13 protein-coding genes and 1 pseudogene are annotated in these 17,240 nt (G+C 44.1%); 5 read left to right on the top strand and 9 right to left on the bottom strand.

Annotated elements, in window-relative coordinates; translation table 11 throughout:
* Nucleotides 1–50: 50 nt before the first annotated feature.
* The 7 genes from ACRD7P_RS00680 to ACRD7P_RS00650 form a co-directional block, all read right to left on the bottom strand.
* Nucleotides 51–1,415, bottom strand: coding sequence for an alginate export family protein (locus ACRD7P_RS00680; protein ID WP_430905537.1), 1,365 nt, complete (start codon nt 1,413–1,415; stop codon nt 51–53).
* Nucleotides 1,408–2,049, bottom strand: coding sequence for an SCO family protein (locus ACRD7P_RS00675; RefSeq protein WP_430905536.1), 642 nt, complete (start codon nt 2,047–2,049; stop codon nt 1,408–1,410). The genes ACRD7P_RS00680 and ACRD7P_RS00675 overlap by 8 nt, the downstream gene beginning before the upstream one ends.
* Complete coding sequence (locus ACRD7P_RS00670) at nt 2,046–3,464, bottom strand: tyrosinase family protein (RefSeq protein WP_430905535.1); 1,419 nt, start codon at nt 3,462–3,464, stop codon at nt 2,046–2,048. Before ACRD7P_RS00670 ends, ACRD7P_RS00675 begins: the two co-directional genes overlap by 4 nt.
* 14 nt (nt 3,465–3,478) lie before the next feature.
* Complete coding sequence (locus tag ACRD7P_RS00665) at nt 3,479–3,955, bottom strand: DoxX family protein (protein ID WP_430905534.1); 477 nt, start codon at nt 3,953–3,955, stop codon at nt 3,479–3,481.
* Nucleotides 3,956–3,976: 21 nt separating this feature from the next.
* Nucleotides 3,977–5,800: an amidohydrolase gene (locus tag ACRD7P_RS00660; RefSeq protein ID WP_430905533.1), complete on the bottom strand. Its 1,824-nt coding sequence runs from the start codon at nt 5,798–5,800 to the stop codon at nt 3,977–3,979.
* A 169-nt stretch (nt 5,801–5,969) separates the two neighbouring features.
* Nucleotides 5,970–6,575, bottom strand: coding sequence for a superoxide dismutase (locus tag ACRD7P_RS00655; protein ID WP_430905532.1), 606 nt, complete (start codon nt 6,573–6,575; stop codon nt 5,970–5,972).
* A gap of 346 nt (nt 6,576–6,921) precedes the next feature.
* A complete protein-coding gene (locus ACRD7P_RS00650) occupies nt 6,922–7,749 on the bottom strand; it encodes a phospholipase A (RefSeq protein ID WP_430905531.1) in 828 nt (275 codons plus the stop codon).
* A 502-nt stretch (nt 7,750–8,251) separates the two neighbouring features.
* Between ACRD7P_RS00650 and ACRD7P_RS00645 the strand changes: the two genes are divergently transcribed.
* Nucleotides 8,252–8,506, top strand: coding sequence for a hypothetical protein (locus tag ACRD7P_RS00645; protein ID WP_430905530.1), 255 nt, complete (start codon nt 8,252–8,254; stop codon nt 8,504–8,506).
* A 12-nt stretch (nt 8,507–8,518) separates the two neighbouring features.
* Here the strand turns inward: ACRD7P_RS00645 and ACRD7P_RS00640 are convergent.
* A pseudogene (locus ACRD7P_RS00640) lies at nt 8,519–8,638 on the bottom strand (transposase domain-containing protein); the annotation flags it as partial.
* A gap of 33 nt (nt 8,639–8,671) precedes the next feature.
* Nucleotides 8,672–9,391 (bottom strand): ribonuclease activity regulator RraA, encoded by a 720-nt coding sequence (locus ACRD7P_RS00635; protein ID WP_430905529.1) that lies wholly within the window; start codon nt 9,389–9,391, stop codon nt 8,672–8,674.
* A 163-nt stretch (nt 9,392–9,554) separates the two neighbouring features.
* Between ACRD7P_RS00635 and ACRD7P_RS00630 the strand changes: the two genes are divergently transcribed.
* The 4 genes from ACRD7P_RS00630 to ACRD7P_RS00615 all read left to right on the top strand — a co-directional run bounded on the left by ACRD7P_RS00630 (nt 9,555) and on the right by ACRD7P_RS00615 (nt 17,229).
* Nucleotides 9,555–11,573, top strand: coding sequence for a polysaccharide lyase family 7 protein (locus ACRD7P_RS00630; RefSeq protein ID WP_430905528.1), 2,019 nt, complete (start codon nt 9,555–9,557; stop codon nt 11,571–11,573).
* 141 nt (nt 11,574–11,714) lie between these two features.
* The gene (locus tag ACRD7P_RS00625) at nt 11,715–12,077 is read left to right on the top strand and encodes a cupin domain-containing protein (RefSeq protein ID WP_430905527.1); all 363 of its coding nucleotides are present in this window, start codon (nt 11,715–11,717) and stop codon (nt 12,075–12,077) included.
* A 587-nt stretch (nt 12,078–12,664) separates the two neighbouring features.
* Entirely contained in the window at nt 12,665–15,769 is a 3,105-nt protein-coding gene (locus tag ACRD7P_RS00620) for a SusC/RagA family TonB-linked outer membrane protein (RefSeq protein WP_430905526.1), read from the top strand.
* Nucleotides 15,770–15,780: 11 nt separating this feature from the next.
* Nucleotides 15,781–17,229, top strand: a complete 1,449-nt coding sequence (locus ACRD7P_RS00615) for a RagB/SusD family nutrient uptake outer membrane protein (protein WP_430905525.1) — start codon at nt 15,781–15,783, stop codon at nt 17,227–17,229.
* Nucleotides 17,230–17,240: the final 11 nt, after the last annotated feature.

The raw sequence follows: 17,240 nt of genomic DNA, 5'->3' as shown, positions 1-17,240 counted from the left end.
TAAAATACTTCAGTCTCTAAAATTGCAAGCCCCGGTTATTATTGGGCCAATTAAAATTTAAGCTGCGCTTCACATAAAAAATGAAGGGTGTTCGTACCGAGACCCGAGGCTTCGATAAAGTCCCCACGAATGAGGTAATTCGATTCCATTCCGAAGCTTAATGAAGCAGAAAAATTGTAGGATATGGCGGCCCCGACTTGATGGGCAATAAATTGTTCATCATTGAGATCTTCGTATGACAGATTGAGACCGGCACCATAAATTCCATCGTCGGTAGATTCTCTCCAGAAGGCCACATAATCCGTAAAGAAAGTCCATTTATTGGTGTTATAGGTCAGCGAAGGATGGACATCGATAAGATTGGCGGGGCCAAATTGCGCAATTCTTCCGAAATAGGCTCCTCTAGGGTAGAGGGCGTTAAAGGTATTCAGTTCATTGTCCATAGGATTATCATCGCCCGAGATGATTTCGCTTTTCAGGTCAAATGTCAAATCTCCTGACCCTAAAGTCATTTTGTAGGCCAAGTTCATAGAGGCGGTCCAAGCGGAGATATCCGTTTGACCAAATCGGCCGAATTGGTAGAGGAATTCCGAATTAAAACTCAATTTCGAATTTATGTTCCCAAAATAGCGAAGACCTAAAGAGTGCCTATTTTCTTCCGCTGTTCCTTGTTGGTAGCGGACTTCGTCCTTCCCAAATTTCAGATAGTAGATATCCAGATTTTGGTTTTTTGAACTGTTGGAAAATGTATTGTAGGTTCCGAAAATATATTCATCCCCATCCAAAACATCGTTGTCGAAAGCAAAAGGATTTATTCCCACTATCTGATAATAGAATGCTTCTAGTTTTATTTTGTCCAGGCGTCGTATCACATTGACACCATCGAAGTAGCGCCGTACATTGGGTCCCTCCCTAAAGGATATAATACGGCTACTGCCATAAGATAGGTTTTCTCGCCCCACCTTAAAGACCCAGTTATCATCGTCATATTTCAAGAAAAGTTGATTGAAAGCAAGTTCATCACGGTCTACCGGAGATGGATTCTCTTTTGACACTATTGAACTACTGTTCAATTGCGCAAAAAATTGCCAATTATCGTGACGGACATCAGCATGTAACATCAGTCGACCTAAGACCCAACTGTCGGTTGCTCCTTCAATAAAATCCTGGTCATTGAAATATTCGAATTGCGTCCGGTAGCTTCCCCCAAAGGATAGCGAGCCGTTTTCGCCAAACGGAATGAACTTAATCTTGTCGTAGGTATTTCTGTTCTGTACATTTCTTAAAAAGGAGAAATCGTCATATTGACTGAGCACACCATATGCAAAAGGTTTCGGCTCATTTACGACTTGCGCCCCTAATTGATAGAAGAAGAAACCCAATATGAAGAATGTCAGTGCGGCTTTGTTATTCATTGAGTAAGATATCGATATCTGCGATCAGGTCTGATGTACTTTGAACGTTGGTACCATCATAAATACCCCGAATTCTCCGTTTTCTGTCCACAAGGATAAAACTTCCGTCATGAACGAAGCTGTTGAGCGCTAATTCGTCTTTCTTTGCGGTAACATAGTACTCCTTGGCGATTTTATCGATAGCACCATACGAACCCGTAACCAAGTGCCATTTACCGCGGATTGCATCCAGATTTTCTGAATATTCCCTTAGTACCGATACGGAGTCGTTTAGAGTGTCGATTGAATGGGAAAGTATCATAAAATTGTCGTTGTCCCTGAAGTATTCTTGAAGGCGTTGTTTGTTTCCGCCCATTACAGGACATATGGAGGGGCAGGATGTAAAAAAGAAATCGGCGATGTAAATTTTATCCGTTACGTCAACCTGTGTAACTTCTTCCCCGTATTGGTTGGTAAAACTAAAGTCGGGAATTTTGGAGCTTTTCAAGCGATTCTCCACCAACTCGAGACGGTTTTGAGAAGTATTGTAATTCTCGGAAATTTTTTCTCCGGGTTCGGTAAAGAATACATAGTAAGCCATCATCAGAATACCGATTCCTGTGAATATAATCGCTATTCTTAAAAATCGTATCACGTCAAGAGCTCAAAAGTTATTTCCTCAATCTGCAATGGTTCATCCGGAATATTTCTACCACGTACTTGAACCGGTTCGAAAAATACTTTGATGGCCTCTTTATTCTGTATTTTTTGGGCTATGCCTTTCGTAATTTCCACGTGCATGTATACATCTTTTTCCAGCTTACCTTCTTCAGCGGATACAATAGGAAGAATGGTAAAGGTGCCTATGTACTTGCAATTATCGGCGTTAGGCTCTGTGTTTCCAAATAGAAAAAATACCCTGGAACAGTAAGGCATATAGGGTAATTTCGCCCTTTCAAATTTGAGTCGAACCTGTGTAACCTCGTTTCCGTCCGTTTTCGTAAGCATTTGAACTTTCTGTTCCTCTTCAATGGAAGTATTGTAGACAGACGATGCCTTCACCAAATCGTAAGAAGGCACGATTAAATCTTCCCTTGAATTATAATCTCCATCTGGGCTATTAAAATCCAAATCTTCAAAACGATAGCCCAGTTTTTCAGTATCTAGAACATCTTTCACTTTAATCTCTATGGGCTTACCTTTTTCATCGGTGAAGTAAAATACCTTTTCTAAAAATTCCTCATCGGTCGGATTTTGATGATTTGGATCGGCATCCAACCAAGCCTGCCAAAAACGATCGCAGTTGCCATGATGGCCATAGAAAATGGGGTCATAACCTGCAGCTACGAAACCGGCCATTTCACCACCGATCCAATTGTGGATGTTATTGTGAAAGCTCTGCTCGGCCATTCCATCGATTTGAGGCTCGCTACCATCTTTGTAAAACGGATAGCCGCCAAAAGTTGAAAACTTCTTTGCCCTTAGGGCTGGCCCCATATTCATAAAATCGAAAGGGATAATGTCATCCGGATTAACACGGCGCGTATCATTATATAGAGGATTGGAATCACCACCTTGATATTGCTCTGGTATACCGGGCTTTTTTGTCCAATCCCAATAATGTAGGGCCAGTTTCGGTTCCCGTACCGCATGTTGCAGCTTTTTCTCCAATGTCCACAAGTACGTTCTATGCCATGGCCATACATACCAACTGTAATGCACCTGATAGCTAAACTCGGTAGTCGCACAAAATTTGGTGTGCAAGGCACCGTTCTCACTCCATCCGGCTGGATCCAAGGGCCAATCTGCGCTACGTTTTCTAAGAATACCGATAGCATCTTTAAGAAGTTGTAACTCTGGGTCATCCGCTGCCATAGTCGCAATATTCTTACGTGTCACTGTCGTGCCTATGTTACCTTTCAACGTAGATGCCACGGAAGAGATATCCGATTGCGCGTTTACCTCGCCACACGACTGTAACACCGTTGAGCCCAATGATAGTCCAGTGGCTCCCCATGTAATATTCCTTAAAAATGACCTTCTAGTGTTTAAATTATTCTTAGGTTCCATAGCTTTTTGTCGTATTAGTAGTTTTCCTCTTTGAACCACAGCTTGCTAATTATGCGATCGGCAGAATACTTTCCGGGACCCAATATGATAATCACCAAAAACGCCAAGGAGTACATCAAGGGAACATCCCTGACGACCCATGGATCGTTCGCATGAACAATGGTTAGCCCGATGAACGGAATCATAAAAGCGCCAATAGCGAAAACTCTTGTGAAAAGCCCCATGGCAACGAATATCGAGCAAATCACATTCGAGAATATTGCTATTATGGTGGCTGTATAACCCCCCATATTAAAGGGGTCTGGGATGTGCTGTACCTCTTCTTGAAAATTCAGGATTTTCTTTGATCCGTGTATGAACAAAAAAGCCACGGAAATCGCTACACGATATACCAACAGTAATAAATCAGGCCTACCGTGAGGTACTTTCGTATGGAGAATCTGTTTCATCCATTTTTGAAATTTGTTCAGCTGTAACGTCGTAGTTTCCATGGGTTCTATTTTCTTTTGAGCTTAGTTGTCTTGATATCCGCCAAAATATTTGACAGGAGACCATTCCGGTAAAACCTCGGGTAACTCTGGGTTGAGATTTTCAAATTCGTTCGCCGCGTATACCACCTTCCCATTGGTGACGGTCAAGACCGAATGCAGGTTGTTGATTTCCGATTCCGGAATGTTGAAGTAATCGTCTGACAGTACTGCAAAATCCGCATACATTCCCTTCTCCAAAGTACCCTTTACATCTTCCTCCTGTGAGAACCAGGCGCTTCCCTTCGTGTATAGGTGAAGGGCCTCTTCACGCGACATTCTATTTCCGGCCTCCATATATTGGAGTCCTCCAACCGTTTTGCCAGACACCAACCAATGTAACGCCGGCCATGGATTATAACTAGCTACACGTGTGCCATCGGTACCCGCTCCAATAGGGATTTCCATATCCAAAATTTTTCGAACAGGGGGTGCTTGGGCCGCCTTTTCCTTTCCATAGCGTTCTACGAAGAACTCGCCCGCATAAGCCATTCGTGCCTGTACCGCAACACCTCCATTTAAATCCTTGATACGCTGTAGTTGTTCTTCCGTTACGGTCTCCGCATGGTCGATGGCCCACCTAATATTGGAAAATCCGTTGTTGGTCTCCTTGTTAACCTCTTCAAATACATCCAAAAACTGAGCAATGGTCTCACCGTAGGTAGCATGTATTCGAAAGGGCCATTTCTTGTTCACCAAAAGTGTAACGATCTTCTTCAATTCCGGTCGCCAATTCTTTCTATCCTTCAACATCGGCTGGGGCGCTAGAAAATTTTCAAAATCGCCTGCACTCCATACTAAAAATTCACCACCGCCTTCCAATTCATAACCATGATCAAGATGCAATGCACCATCGTGAAATATGGTATTATTGTCCATCCAAGTCTCAAATTCCTGAAATTCTTCCCCTTTGTTCTGTGGAAAAAGATAATATGACAATCGTATGGGCATTTCACCATCTTCGGCCAACACCTTGGTTCCGGAATAGTCTTTTGGGAATTTATGTCCGCCTCCGCCCGCATCGATTCCACTGGTAACACCCAATCGGTTGAGTTCACGGTAGAATTGTTTGGTAGAATTCACCATTTGATCTTCGTTCAGCGGAGGAAGTGCTCCTATACGTGCGTATAGAATTCCAGGGTTCGGTTCCGCCAACAGTACGCCGGTCAATTTACCGTCCTCGCCCTTTTCAAAAGTGCTTCCTTCGGGAGCCTTCGTAGTTTCATCTATTTGGAGTTCTTTCAACGCGGCTTGGTTGAGCCAGCCTCTACTGTAGAGAAATAAGACGTACGTAGGGACGTCTCCGGTAGCTTCGTTGATTTCTTCGGGAGTAGGAAATCGGTTTTCTTCAAATTGATATGGACTCCAACCTCCAATAACGCGTACCCATTGTCCGTCAGGAGTTCTTTCTGCCTGTTCCTTGAGCATTTCAAGAGCCCTTTTCAATGTCTTTACGCCATCCCATCGAAGTTCGGCATTGTAAAAACGCCCCCCACGGGTAAGATGCAAATGCGAATCGTTCAAGCCCGGTATAACGGTTTTGCCCTTAACATCAATGATTTGCGTATTCTCACCTTTAAAATCTTGCAAGGCTGCCGTGGTGCCCACTCCGGAAATCAACCCGTCTTTTATCGCTATGGCCTCGACTGTAGACCTACTTTTATCCATGATCGCAATACGACCATTGGTGATGATCAAATCGGCAGTTTCTTGACCGGAATCTTCGGAATTCTTATTTGTTTGTGACGTCCCATCTTTACAGGAAATCGATAGTAATATGACCAGTGAACATAGTAAGGTGGACTTCATGACTATAGAATTAAGTTTTTTCAAAATTGTTTAAATCCTTCAAAAATTCCGTAACACTAATTGATGCTTTCATATTACTTTTTAGGGTGATCGGTTTATCTAAACGAAGAACTCCCTAGAAAACCAATTCAAGTTTTCTAGGGAGCTATTTAACTATCAAATTAATATCTTACTTCGTATTCATATAGTTTGTAGCCACGGTAGGCCAGTCAATTAGTTCAAAGAAGGCGCTCACGTAGTCGGGTCTTCTATTTTGATAATTCAAATAATAGGCATGCTCCCAAACATCCAAGCCTAAAATGGGAGTCCCGTTTTGTTCTTCAGTGTCCATCAGTGGATTGTCTTGATTTGCAGTACTTGAAATAAAAAGCTTTCCAGAATCTTCAACCGAAAGCCACGCCCACCCCGAACCGAATCGTGATTTCGCGGCATCGCCGAAATGACCAATAAAATTCTCCATGGTACCAAAAGTTTCGTAAAAGGCGTTTTTGAATTCACCCTCCGGAATTTCGGTTTTGTCCGGAGCCAAAATGTTCCAGAACAGGCGATGATTATAAAATCCGCCACCGTTGTTCCGAACTGCCGTATTGTATTTGGAAATATTTCTCAAGATATCCTCCATGTTTTCGTTTTCCCAGCCGCCTTCTTTCAAAGCATTGTTGAGCTTGTCAGTATATCCTTGATGATGTTTGGTATGGTGAATACGCATGGTCTCTGCGTCAATATAGGGTTCCAATTCATCATAGGCGAACTGTAATTCAGGTAATGTGTACATCGTTTAAATTTTTAAGAGTTATAGTTATTCTTAAAGTTACGGATGGTATCCGTTTAGAAGTTTCAATTATTGAAGAATTCATGTACTAAAAACTGAGATAAGGCTATCGTGGGGCTCGTTCTTTGACCACGTGAATTATATGAAATAGAAGTTTTCCTTGAGTTCAACTGCTCCATATCAACGGTGTCGTTCAAACCAATAAATAAATTTTATTATGATCTACATTTGGCAAACATTAAAGTCCATTGCGTGGGCTTTGGACTATACCGTATTTCGTTAAGGTCATAGTTTGTACTACATTTAGTTCTGGCAATCTCAAACAATAGCAGTAAAAAACTATCAAGGCCTAATCCCAAAACAACAAATCCTTGAAAACAATTCCTATCCTTAGAAAATTCGAATTCATCTGATAGTCCAACATCGATTCGCCCTGTCCCACAAAGTATTGGAGGTACAAAAACTGATTCGTTCTTTTAGAGTATCTTAAGTTCACCGAAATTTGCGCACTCCCGCGCCAATCAGCTCGTAGTGCTTTCCTGAATTTGCCCTCGATAAAGAGGATGTCGGTCGGTCGCCAAGTAGCAGTCAACTCACCATAACCGATATATTCCAAGAGGTCTTGATTACCATCTTTAGTTCCGATCGGCGCCCAAGCCTCCAAGGAAGAATGGAATTTATCCGAAAAAGCTTTATAGTAAAGTAGGGAGAAATAGTTCCAACTTCTGGAGTCCTCCTCGTCGCGACCGTTGGATTGATGTTCAAAAGCGAACCACAGACCACCGTTTATTTCCCCGGCTTTATCGAACAACAGTCTGCCTAGACCAATGGATGGATTGTAATTCGTATCCCGAAAGGGAAAGGAATCTTGATAGATGTCCCAAAAGGAGATTTGTTGATAGGTAAAAAACAAATGAGTATCAAAAGGCAATAAATCCCTTGATATAATTTGCTTAAAGCCGAGTTGATATTTGGCGTCGCTATTCTGAGAATTCGGCGATTCATTTATCCTGGTTCCCGTTACGAAATAATTATCCCCGTAGATGGAGAAGGACGGTGTTTTCGACAATTCTTTTTGATACCTGCCGTCGTCTTGGTCCGTATCATTTTGTGCATTTAAATATGTCGATAGACAACCTATTAAAATTATAGCGGAAAAAATTTTCTGATAACTCACTTTAAGGAGGTTTGCGATGGGTAGAAAGCCCAACAATTCTTAGTCCTCAAATGTCAGTTATTCACACCGCTCATGAATCTCACGAACTATTGCGATGATAGTACTTTTTAGGGTTATCCAGAGTTCTGGACTACTTTTCCCGTTAAAGATTCTAGTAAGGAATAAAAAGTCCGGAACACGGAATTTAATAGGGATTGGTTTAGATTGTTCTAAAATATTCAGTTACCTTTAATGGTACGGAGGAAATCCGAGCAAAAGTTACCTATTCGGTTACCTAGTTTAAAAATTTAAGAGTAACATTTTGATTGTTAAGACTATAGGGTTTGGCGGTTAGTTCTGCCACCCCGACGAAAGCCAGTTCGTTTATGAACTGGCTTTTTTGTTATGTAAAGTATGATGGCAGGTTCTCCCGATGCTTCGGGACTGCCACCCCGACAAAAGCCAGTTCAACTTATGAACTGGCTTTTTTGTTTTGTAACGTATGTGATGGCAGGTTCTCCCGATGCGACAGTATAAAAAAGCTTTAGAATACCTAGAACTAGCCAAAACATATGGGGCAAACACAAAAAATGATATTTATTATGCAGAGTATGAGCATATGGTGTATTATAAAAATGGACTATTCAATAAAACAATAAAATCTATCGAAAAGGCGCATACCTTTGGAAAGCGGTTTAAAAATAATGTAAGTTTGAAAAAAACATACGAAGCTGCTAAATCAAAATTAGATTCAATTCGATTAGCAAAATATAAGTAAGCCTCCGAGCAGCTACACCTCTAGTTTTTGATAGCCGGGCAGCAGCTCTTCCAGTTTTTGAATGCTGTGGTCAGGTAACCGCTCAAGGGTCTGGGCAAGCCATATCCTAGGGTCGATGTTCTGCATCTTGCAGCTACCGAAGAGTAAGCATTTTAATGCACACCCTCATATAGGATTTTGCTTTAGCCACTGTTCGAAGGCTGCTTTCAAACGGGAATCCGTAAGAGGGTAGAGCCCGATTACCGGGCTCCCGGAAGTCACTTTTTCCAGAACGAACGCCTCATAGGCCTCCATAAGCAGGCATTCTTTCGCAACTTCCCTTGCCAAATATTGGGGAATGACCATAACACCGTCGTTATCGCCAACGATATAATCCCCTGGGAAAACCGCTACGTCGCCACAGCCAATAGGTTCGTTGACCGCAATGGCCTGGTGTAGGGTGAGGTTGGTGGGGGCCGAAGGTCGTTGGTGAAAGGAAGGAAAGTCCAAGTCGGCAATTTCCGCAGCATCCCGAAAACCACCATCGGTAACCATACCGGCAACACCCCTGATCATCAATCGGTTGGCCAAAATACTACCCGCGGAGGCCGCTCTGGCATTTGCCCTGCTATCGATGACCAATACATGGTCTTTCGGACAGGTTTCCACGGCCACCCGTTGCAGATGCTTTGGGTCTTTAAATACATCAATGGTGTTGAGGTCCTCCCGAGCGGGTATGTAACGCAAGGTATACGCTTGTCCTACCATAGGTTCGGTCATCTTTTTTAAGGGAACCACATGCTGTATATATTGATTTTTGAGCCCTTTTTTAAACAGGCAGGTCGCTATGGTCGCCGTACCGGTTTTCTTGAAGTGTTCCCGAATTAGGGGCGCTGAATTTTCCATAAGTTTCTTAGTGGATGAAAACAATTATTTGCATAAGTTGTAAATATACGTATATTTGGTAAACCAAACTGGTTAACCAATTAAACGAATACAGGTTTCAACTTGCCAAAAGGTGAAATTGGTTTTCCATGGGCGAGACGCAACAACCGATATAAGAGCTACTATGAAAATCAAAAAAATGACTGCAAAGGCTGTCCCATTCTTTTTAACGGCAAGTGCTTTGGTACTGCTCAATTGTTGTGCGGAGGGAAAAAAGAAGCAGGTTTTTGCTAGCGATGTTATTCCATTTTTTCAGCACTGGAACCTTATTTTGGGCGATGGTACCAACGCCGGTGAAGTGACCGACTATGAGAACGGCGATTTCTTTTATACCGCTTCGGACGATGCCGGTGATTGGGTGGTTTTTAAAACACCCAATGCGGGAAATACCCATGGTACCTCCAACAATACCAGAACAGAACTGGCCCAACTAAAAAAATGGTTGCCGACCACCGAGGCGCAAATGGAGGCTACCCTTAAGGTAATGCAGGTAGCCACCACGGGAGATGCCCGTGTTGCGGCATCGTACTCCGTAGTCGTCGGGCAGATCCATAGTGCCGATGGCCATGAAAACGAACCGTTCAAAATATTCTACAAAAAATTTCCGGGCCATACCAAGGGCTCCGTTTTTTGGAATTATGAAATCAATACCGCGGGTGACGATAACTCCCGCAGATGGGACTATTCCTATCCAATTTGGGGCCATGATTTTTCCGTGGTAGGTCCCGATAAAGATAGTTTTCCGCCCGAACCTGAAGACGGTATCGCCTTAGGCGAAGCGTTCAGTTACGCCGTTAAGATTGAAAAAGGGATGATGCACCTTACTTTTACGAGTGCAGGGCACGAGACGAAAACGTTTACCAAAAACCTGATCTCCTCCGAGTATTCCGAACCCTCAAAAATACCGAACCAAGTAAACAGCCTGTTCGTGCCTATTGGTCAAGATGGGGTAGAACGCAAGAATGCCTATGCCGATGAAGGACTCTTTTTTAAACTGGGGTGTTACAACCAAACGAACGGAAAAGACCCTAAGGTCAACAAGGTATGGTGTTCGGGGGCCGAAACCCATAGCGGAGACCTTCAAAAGCAGTACGCGGACGGGAATTACGCCGAAGTTTGGTTCCGATCGGCGGCAATCAGCATTAGTGACGATGCGATATCCAATGCCGGATATTTTCGGGCCAATGATGGCCTGAGCGCAAAAACCGTTTATCCGAGCGAGGTCATCCCTTTTATGGATAAGTTTAAAATGCTGATGGGCGATGGTACCAATGTGGAAAATTTGGTCGGTTTCGAACACCCGGATTTTTTCTATACCGTTATAGATGGTACCAGAAGATGGGTCGTGTATAAAACCCCTAATTCCGGGGTCACCTCAAAAAATTCCAGCAATACCAGAACGGAACTGCACGAAAAACGGGAATGGACGCCCGAAGAGGGCGGAAGGCTCACCGGTACCTGTAAGGTAATGCAGGTATCCGTTTCCGGTGATGCCAGGGTTGCCGCTTCCTATGCTACCGTAGTAGGGCAGATCCACAGTGGGGAAGGCCATGAAAATGAACCCTTAAAAATATTTTACAAAAAATTTCCGGGCCACGAAAAAGGCTCGGTATTCTGGAATTATGAAATCAATACCGAAGGCAGCAACGACAAAAGATGGGATTATTCCAGTGCGGTATGGGGGCACGATATGTCCGTTGTCGGATCGGGGAAAAACGCGTATCCCGCAGAGCCGGAGGATGGAATAGCATTGGGCGAGGAATTCAGTTACGAGGTAAACGTGTACAAGGGTATTATGTACCTTACCTTTAAGAGCGATACCCACAAAACCAAAACCTTTACCAAAAACCTTATTGCATCGGAGTATACCGACCCGTCCAATATGCCGGAACAGGTACGGCAACTGTTCGTGCCGATCGGGCAAGATGGTACCGAACGGGCAGCGGGCTATAAGGGCGAGCTCAATTTTTTCAAACAGGGCGCCTATAACCAGACCAACGGAAAAGACCCAGAAAAAAGTATGGTATGGTGCGCCGGTGCGGAAACCTACGGGGGTGATATCGCCAAGCAATATGAAAACGGTTGTTTTACCGAAGTGTGGTTTAGGGAAGCCACCGTGGGCCCTGGGCTGGCACCGAAATAAGGAGTTAAGGAAAAGGAAGTGGCGATGGCCAAAACGATACCATTGGTCGAAACCATAATGGACATGGATCGAGGGCCTACCGGAACCTGGGGAACACAACCCAACAAGAACATTTGATAACCAATAAATAGTAATAACAGGATGAAAACATTCGGAGCAAGTAAAGAATTTATATTGGACCAGGAGCTCGACTGGGAAACGGTCGGAGAAGGGGTACAACGCAAGATTATGGGATATGACGATAAGATCATGTTAGTAAAAGTTCATTTTAAAGAAGGCGGTATCGGGTACAAGCATGAGCATTACCATTCCCAAGTTACTTATGTGGAAAGTGGAGAGTTCGAATTTTCAATAGGGGAACAGACCAGAACCGTAAAAGGTGGCGATACGGTTTACATACCACCTCATACACTGCACGGTGCCATTTGCGCCAAAGAAGGAATTTTGATCGATGTGTTCAGTCCCATACGGGAGGACTTTATGGAAGCCAAAGAAAAAGGGTAATACCATTTTAGCTTTGAAATCGCGCGTATAGAAATTGAATTATTTTTTAGTTGTTCGAGGCAAAAAGCCTGTCCCGGCTTGACCGGGGATCTAAGCATAGCCTTAGCTACGGTTATTTTTTTTAACGAAGGACAGCTGAAAAAGAAACGATTTATTAGTGCTATTTCAAAGTTAAAATGGTATAATACTTTCGTTTACAGTTATTTGATAATCATCAAACAAAACTGTCAGTAGCCTAAAATTTTAACATTTAAATGAAAATTTCATTTTTTTTTAACTGTTACTTCACATATATTTGGTAATCCAAACTGGTAAACCAATTTGGTTTACCAAATAATCAAACAAGCGTACATGAAAAAAACACAGAAATAAAAAAAGGATAGGTGCACGCCTATCCTTTTTAAAAAACTTACTTCTTTGGAGGGAAGTAAAACTCGACAAACACGCATTGCTGCAAATTTGAAGAACTCAAAAGTAACGATTTCTTATCAAAAATTTGCTGCATATAGGCGATAACTAAACGCGATCGGTAGCATTCCCAAATTTTTGGGGGAGCGAATTGAACTTTTGAAACTAACGAAATGAAAATGAACTTAAAAACGAAACTATTGATAATTGCGACCTTGTTGGTCAATTTGCAATTATTCGCCCAGGATACCTATAGTGTATCCGGAACGGTCAAAGATGCGAACAACGTGCCCATTCCGGGAGCAAATGTGATCGTATTGAATACCACGCGCGGTACCCAGACCGATTTTGATGGGAATTTTTCCTTAACGGTCTCCAGTGGGGAGGCATTGCAATTCTCTTATATCGGTTATGCCGGACAAACCGTAATACTCGACGGACAGACCAGTCTGAACATCGTACTACAGGAAGATACGAGCCAATTGGATGAAGTGGTGGTCATCGGGTACGGAACCCAAAAGAAGTCAACGATAACCGGATCGATTTCAAAGGTGGTCAACGAATCCTTGGACCAGATTGCCGTTTCCCGTGTCGACGATGCCTTGGTAGGGCAGGTTTCCGGTGTAAACATTCAGGCGACCAACGCCGAAGCGGGAGGGGCCCCGACCATTACTATTAGGGGTGTCGGTTCCGTTACCGCCGACTCCGGTCCTGCTTTGGTGATCGATGGAATCGTGGTCAGTTCGGAATTTTTTGCCAATATCGATATGAACGATGTGGAGTCCTTTGAAATTCTTAAAGATGCCGCCTCCGCGGCTATTTATGGTAGTGAAGGCGCAAATGGGGTGATTTTGATTACCACCAAAAGCGGTAGGGCAGGAAAAACAAAATTTAGTTATCAAACCTATACCGGATACAAACAGGCCCATGGAAGCGACGATTACCGCAAAAGTGTGGCCGATTGGGCCCGGGAAGAGCAAGCGGCGACCGGAACCCTTTCCGGGGAGACCTTATATGCCCAGTTGTTGGTGGCCACAACCGGTATCGATCGGGATTGGCAGGATGTTTTCTTTGATGGGGGAACCGTAACCAGCCATTCGCTTTCCGCTCGCGGGGGAACGGAAGATACCAGTTTTAGTGCTTCGTTACGCGCATTGAGCGACGAAGGGGTGGTCATTACGGATGATTATCAACTGTATACCGCTAACTTGAAATTTGATACCAAGATCGGGAGGAAATTAAAATTCGGACTTAGGGCATCCCCGTCATATACCAAACAGAGAAGATTGCCTACCTCGATCCATAACCCCACACGGCAGTCGCCATGGTTGCCCATCTTTCATACCCAAGAGACCCTTCAGTTTATCGATCGGTCCGTATACCCGGATGTTGGCGTAGGAGATTACTTTTTTGAGAACCATTTGGTCAATCTGGATCTGGATAATGATGGAAACACTGAAAGACCAAGAACTTCGGGCGACTCCAACCCCTATCAACAATATGTAGAGCGGCAACATTATGAATTTAATACCAAATTGTTCGGTTCTACCTATTTGAGCTATAAGTTGGCCGATGGCCTTGTTGCCAAAACCTCTTTGGGGGTTACCTTGGAACAACGGAAAAGAGATCGTTACGATGGTGTCAATTACCATGCGGCCGGTGCCGGAAGGTCCAACTACTTTTTGGAGAACAGGTTCCGTACCAGGCTAATTTCCGATAATACCCTGTCCTACAACAAAATGTTTGGCGATCATAAACTCAGCTTGTTAGGGGGGCTTACGGTACAACAGCGTAAAAGTGAGACCAGTCAGGTAAATGCAAACGGTTTTACCGACGATCGCCTCAGAAATGTACAAGGCGCCAACCCTGACAATACCACCGTATTTCAGTCCAATACCGAGCTGAAAAAAATTGGGATGTTCGCTCGGATAAATTATGATTACAAGGACAAATACCTGTTCAACGCCTCTTTTAGAAGGGACGGTAGTTCCGTTTTCGGTCTAGATTCCAAGTGGGGTAATTTCCCCTCGGTTTCGGTCGGTTGGAACGTGGCCAAGGAAGATTTTCTATTGAACAGTGATGTCATAAGCAACTTTAAACTCAGGGGCAGTTATGGTTTTACAGGTGCCGAAAACTTTAATGTAGGCAATGAGGTGGTGAATACATGGCCCTACCTAGCGCTTTTGCAAAATAGTAATGCCATTGTGGACGGAAGCATCGTTTCGGGCATATCGCCCTTGAACATCGCCAATGCGCTATTGCAATGGGAGGCCTCCGAGGAATTTACGGTCGGTTTGGACTATGGTTTCTTGAACAATAGAATTTCGGGCTCCATTGATTACTACCAAAGAAATAGTGACGAGCTGCTGTTGCAAAACCCGGTTTCATACATTACAGGATTTTCAAGCGGAATCGTAAACCTGGGCGAAGTTCAGAACAGGGGTGTGGAATTTGAACTGCGAACGAAGAATATCGTCAAAGAAAATTTTCGCTGGAACTCCACGATCATCGCCTCTACCAACGAAAATGAACTATTGAGCTTTGGTGATTCCAACAACGCCTTGATCGAGGATACCTACGGTAGAAACTCCCAATGGATCAATAGGGTCGGAGAGCCTATCTCTTCCTTTTGGGGATATGTAGTGGATACGGACGCCTATGACGAAACCTCCTTCAGGACCACATACGTAGACAATCCCTGGAACCGTATCAACGGTGAGGCCGATGATACCATTGTAAAAGATCTCAATGGTGATGGCCTGATTACCGAGGAAGACAAAACCATTTTAGGGGACCCTTATCCAGATCTGATCTATAGTTTTACCAATGAGTTTCAGATCGGAAAAGTAGATGTATCCTTTATGGTACAGGGCAGTTTGGGGGCCCAAGTAAACAACATTGGAGATCAATACTTTTATAACTGGTTCGGCAACAGAACTAGAAGTGGGGGAGAGGCCCAGGCGGTTGCCGACGGTTTGGTTTCCCATCCCTCCTTTATTCAGGAAAAAGTATTGACAAGCGAGGTTATCGCCAGCGCGGACTATTTCTCGCTTCGAAATGTGAACATTGGCTTCAATTTTGACACGGACACCGTTTCGCGTCTCGGTTTGGATGGCCTAAGGGTATATGCTACCGGTCAAAACCTGTTGTACGTTACTGCGGACGATTATCACGGGTTCAACCCAGAGCACGTCGATGGTGCGAACCCTAGGGCGTATGGTTCGCAACGGGCCGGCACCCCTATTTTTAGAACACTTACACTAGGCCTAAACATTGACTTTTAAAAAAAATGATCATGAAAAACATCAAATATATAGCAGTTGCAGTGGCGACACTTTTTATGTCGTGTGACGCTGACGAGTTTTTAAATCCGATACCGGACACCGTAGTCGTAGAGGAATCGTTTTTCCAGACCGATGCCGATGTGGAAGCGGGCATATTGGGAATCTATGATGCGCTTCAGGGCGTTAATGAAAATACGACGACCAATATCGGTCGGGCGAACAGAGGGATGCAATTTGAACATTTGTTGACCGAGCACAGAACGGACAATACCAGAAATGCCACTTTGGAAGGTTCCAAATCCGATTTTCACAGGTATGTGGTCAATGCCAACAACGTGGAATCCGAAGATTTTTACCAATCGATGTACGAGGTCATTTTTAGGGCCAACAACATCTTCAAATTTATTCCCATCGCGGATGCCGGCAATCAGGCAAGGTACAGCGCCGAAGCCAAGTTTTTAAGGGCCTACGCCTATTTTAAATTGGTACGGTTGTTCGGGGACGTTCCCTTGGTTACCGAAGTGGTGGGTGTTGAGGACAAAGAAGCACTTTTTACCCGAATACCGGTAGCGGAGATATACGCCCAAATCGTGGAAGACTTGCAGGAAGCGGTAGCCGTATTGGACAATACCTATAAATCAAGGGCGTCCAAAGCAGCGGCACAGGGTATTTTGGCCAAGGTTTATCTGTCACTGCCAAATCCCGACTATACCGCAGCGCAACAGCTATGCGAGGCCATTATCGCTAACGGGGATTTTGCATTACAAAGCAATTTTAGCGATGTGTTTTACAATGAATTGAACGATGAAATTATTTTCGCCCTACAGTACGATTTTGGAAACCCCTTGGAAAGCCAGAGCTTTTCTTCGGAGTTCACCTCCTCGGTACGTCAAGGTCGGGAAGACGGCCAAAACATCGTAAACGATAATCTGGTTGCCGACTTTAGTGCCTTTGGCGGTGTTCGCGGACCACAGTCGTTTATCAATCTGGGCAGTTCGATCGAAGTTACCAAGTTTTTGCCCGAGGGATCGGACATCACCGTTTCACCGCCAACATATGGTGAAAATCCACGGAACGCGGGTAACGACTACATCGCCCTGCGCTATGCGGATGTGTTGTTGATGCACGTAGAGGCGGCCATCGGACCCGGAACCAGTACTACGGATGCGGGGGCCGTACAATCCTTTTTACAGATTCGCGACAGGGCTTTCCCTGATACTGCGCCAAACGCCCTAACAACCGTATCAAAAGAAGAACTCTTAACGGAAAGACGGGTAGAACTAGCATTCGAGAACCAGCGCTGGTTCGATCTGTTGCGCTTCGATGAGGCGGACAACGTACTGAGCGACCATGCCGATGAAATGGGATATGTCTTTTCACCAAGGGCCCTGTTGCTACCGATTCCTGCAAGGGAAATCAATTTGAGCGATGGGCTGTTAACACAAAATCCTGGGTATTAATACTAAGCTAA

The sequence above is a fragment of the Maribacter sp. 2-571 genome (assembly GCF_050589625.1).
Taxonomy (GTDB): domain Bacteria; phylum Bacteroidota; class Bacteroidia; order Flavobacteriales; family Flavobacteriaceae; genus Pelagihabitans.
This window is presented reverse-complemented; position numbering and strand designations above follow the sequence as displayed.